The organism is Serratia sp. H1w (assembly GCF_000633355.1).
GTDB lineage: Bacteria > Pseudomonadota > Gammaproteobacteria > Enterobacterales > Enterobacteriaceae > Chania.
Genome location: NZ_AYMQ01000028.1, coordinates 1 through 3,457, shown reverse-complemented (window position 1 = coordinate 3,457; position 3,457 = coordinate 1). Strand labels below are relative to the sequence as shown.

Annotated in this window: 4 protein-coding genes and 2 pseudogenes; 2 read left to right on the top strand and 4 right to left on the bottom strand. The window is 49.8% G+C overall.

The features are described 5' to 3' along the window. Positions 1-95: 95 nt before the first annotated feature. Positions 96-384 (top strand): annotated as a pseudogene (locus U869_RS29210) (type II toxin-antitoxin system RelE/ParE family toxin). 407 nt (positions 385-791) lie between these two features. On the opposite strand, the gene U869_RS0104655 reads toward U869_RS29210, so the two are convergent. The 4 genes from U869_RS0104655 to U869_RS0104640 form a co-directional block, all read right to left on the bottom strand. Further along, positions 792-1,142: a type II toxin-antitoxin system RelE/ParE family toxin gene (locus U869_RS0104655; RefSeq protein ID WP_025123933.1), complete on the bottom strand. Its 351-nt coding sequence runs from the start codon at positions 1,140-1,142 to the stop codon at positions 792-794. Further along, positions 1,142-1,369, bottom strand: a complete 228-nt coding sequence (locus U869_RS0104650; protein WP_025123932.1) for a type II toxin-antitoxin system Phd/YefM family antitoxin — start codon at positions 1,367-1,369, stop codon at positions 1,142-1,144. Before U869_RS0104650 ends, U869_RS0104655 begins: the two co-directional genes overlap by 1 nt. 286 nt (positions 1,370-1,655) lie before the next feature. After that, on the bottom strand, positions 1,656-2,453 hold the full coding sequence (locus tag U869_RS0104645) for a tyrosine-type recombinase/integrase (protein ID WP_025123931.1): 798 nt from the start codon (positions 2,451-2,453) through the stop codon (positions 1,656-1,658). A gap of 152 nt (positions 2,454-2,605) precedes the next feature. Then, positions 2,606-2,830: a hypothetical protein gene (locus tag U869_RS0104640; protein WP_025123930.1), complete on the bottom strand. Its 225-nt coding sequence runs from the start codon at positions 2,828-2,830 to the stop codon at positions 2,606-2,608. Between the two features lie 466 nt (positions 2,831-3,296). On the opposite strand from U869_RS0104640, the pseudogene U869_RS31795 reads away from it, so the two are divergent. Further along, positions 3,297-3,457, top strand: a pseudogene (locus U869_RS31795) (IS630 family transposase); the annotation flags it as partial.

Genomic DNA, 3,457 nt, shown 5'->3' with positions numbered 1-3,457 from the left:
GTTTTACATCGGTAGCGACAATGAAGACGCAAATATTATCGAGTTGGCGCGTGAACGTCTGGCTAATCCTGGCAAACTGATCCGAGTAACACTCGATGACTTATAAGATTAACTTTGATAATGCAGCGTTGAAAGAGTGGAAAAAATTAGGTAAGACTGTACGTCTACAGCTAAAAAAGCAACTGGCGCAGATTGTTAAAGCACCACGCGTTGAGGTCAATCGACTGCACTCTTTACCTGATTGCTATAAGATCAAACTCCGCGCATCCGGTTATCGGCTAGTTTACAAGGTCGAAGATGAGACAGTTGTGATCCTCGTTCTTGCTGTAGGTAAAACGTGAACGGCTTGACGTTTACAAAGCAGCCGCCACAAGGTTGGGTTAGTTAGGAGGCGCTAAAAACCCCATTAAAAAATGACATGATCATAGATAACAAGGCATTCTTCCAGGAAAGTGTCCGTCCCCTTAATTCTGTCATAAACGTCGATACCCCCCAACTCCCCTCATGTCACAGCTCTGATGTTGTGAGTATGCCGGGCTCTCAAGCAACTCGGAAATTCACAGCGAAATGTCTCCGTCCTGGCTGTTCACCAGACAGGGCGGAGATATTTGAACAACCGTAGGGCGTTAGCACGGATTATCTCCTATAACATTCCACTTAGCCCAAAGCTCAGGGAATGAATATGCATCGCCACACAATACACCGTGCTTTCAACCCGCTGTAAGATACAGCTGCCAAACTTTTTCCGCAAACTCATCTGCCGCTAAGTCCTGGAAACCAATACAAACGTCCTACTGCCATTCCAGAATTCGATTGAACAACAGACTGGCGATATGCTGTTTCTGGGATAAGACAGCATGCACATAAATCACGCCGCCTTTATCATTCAGATGTGTGCTGTACAGGACACGATAACCGTCGGCAGTGTTGCATTCTCGGTATTTGGCGCAACCCAATGCCAGAAGCTCCTGACAGACTGGACTTCCTTCAGGGAACTGCCCCGTTTTCTCTTCAAATTCATCCAACGCATTCGCGATCACCGGTTTGGGATCAACCTGGCGATCTCGCAGAAAATGTGCGATGGTTTGCATCGTCATTTTTGCCGTGGATGAATAAATAAATGTGACGTCACTCACGGCCATTACAGCGCATCCAAGAGTTGTTCACGTGTAAACGTATGGCCTAACTCAATGTCTTTTTCAGATAGTGTCATCAATTTGAGTAACGCAATGCTTTCATCCCGACGAACCCGATCGTCATAGGATTCGATAACGTAAGCAGGATGGCCGTTTTGCGTCACAATCAGAGGTTCGCTCAAATCGAGTTTGGCCGCATTCTGTTTCAAGTAACTTATCGTCTCGGTTTTCATGGTATCTCCTTCTTTTGCATCATCCAGATAAGTCTAAATATAGACTGAATACAGTTTCATCACAAGCTATCCCTTGGCACAGTACGGGTTCTGCCACATTAAGACGGTATGCTGTTTTATTATGATGTTGCCCGATAATGCTTCAGATACGAAAAGCCGTTAAACGGTCACATGACCCATGTCGATATCATCGCGCAATGTGTTTGCTGATATCTGGCTTATGCCCTGAGCCTGCGCAATCTCGAAGAGATAGTTGCTACTTCAACGGAGCTTCGCAACAACAGGCTCATGAGGGTTTGTACAACGCAGAGGCTTCAGCGTCTCGTATCATAGTGATCGCATCATGGGTCGGCAAGGTGAACTGCACCTGCCGACTGGCCACGATATCGAGCGCAAACACCCGCGTGTACACTTCCGTGCTCTCCGCTTTTTCATGCCCCAATAACCCCTGCACCGCTTTCAATGGCGTTCCTTGGTACAACATGTGCATGGCATAACTGTGTCGAAACACATGCGGTGTCACCGGCACACTCAATCGGATCCCCTCGCGTTTCGCTAAATGCTCGGCTTTCGTCAACCAATTGCGTACACCTCGATCGCTGATCTGCCAGACTGGCAGAGGGGAGCGCTCACCGGTCTCGGTATCGATTTCAAACAACTCCTTGGTGCTGGCAAATAGCCGGCGCAGCTCATCCACAAATTGCGGATCGGTCAACGGAACCGTGCGGTTCGCCGACTTGCCTTTCGTCGGACGGCCACGACCGGTACGACGTTGTTTGGCCGTACGCAGTACCACATGCGGCATCGCCACATTGAGCCGAAAATCCCGGCGCCTAAGCGCCAGCGCTTCATTGATCCGGGCGCCGGTATTCCACAGAAGATTGATCAGTCCATGCTGTGTCCAGTCCGGTAAAAAGTGGAGAAGGGCAGCCACTTCCGGAGCGAGAAGATACCGGGGCAGGTCATCATAAGTCATGGCCATATGGCGCAACGACAGCGCACGTTGATAATCTTGCGGTGCCAGCATTGGGGTGGTTTCACCCGCGGGGGTCCCCACAATGGCCAGTGCCGAATCATAGGTCATCATCTGCTCCTGTTACGCTGTCTACCAAGGACGTTTACCCCAGTCACAAGATCCGCGGAGGATCGGATGCACGACAGCAGCTGAATAAAAAACGGTCAAACCATTATGGTTGCGCTACGTAAAAAATTCACGCCTACGCCCCACGTCGACGTTCAGATTTCACGTAGCGCAATTTCTTTCAAAATCGGGCAAAAACGGATGTTTTCGTCGTCAATGCACTGCAACGCCTCACCAGTATCGCCAAACCACCGTGCCAGCGCACGGGCAATAATTCGTTTTCGCGATCGGTCATCATTGCCTCCGCACTTCCGACTTTTGGCAATATACCATAAATAAGAAGCAAAAAGACGGCTAAGCAGGATCGGCAGCGGATCCAAAAAGGATCCATTTACGCTGTATGTCGTGTTATCTATGCGGGAATGGCACTAAATACGGGATAAAATCCCTGAAAATGCCTCAAGAGGATCCGCTTCCGAAAATGGCAGAGAGCGGAAAGGACGATCCCGCTGCCGGGAAAAGCGTCCTAGTCTACCTTCCGAAAAAACCGGAACTCGGAAATGCCAATCCCGCAGCGGCGGAAGGAGGATCAGACCACGTTCGGCCGCCCACCGCGTCGCTCCCCCGACGAGGCGGTCAACGCCCCCGGGTGACAACGGGGGTGACACGCGGGGCCACCGTTCAGAGACAGCATGCCTCCCGGCGGGGAAAAGAGCGCGGGGCTTCCAGTGTCTCCATGAAGTTTAATTTTTGATTTTTTGATTTTGACAACTTAACAATATCAACTATACCCGTGATCATTGAAGATGCTTGATTTTCAGACGTCAGGAGATCATTCTGTCACACATGAAAATATTCATTACTGAGCAACAAAAAGCGGAACTTGAACGCCTTCACAATACCAGCCGTGATAAGCGGGTTTGTGATCGCATTAAAGCCGTTTTGCTGGCCTCTGAAGGCTGGAGTTCGGCCATGATTGCCCAGGCATTGCGGTTGCATCAGACAAC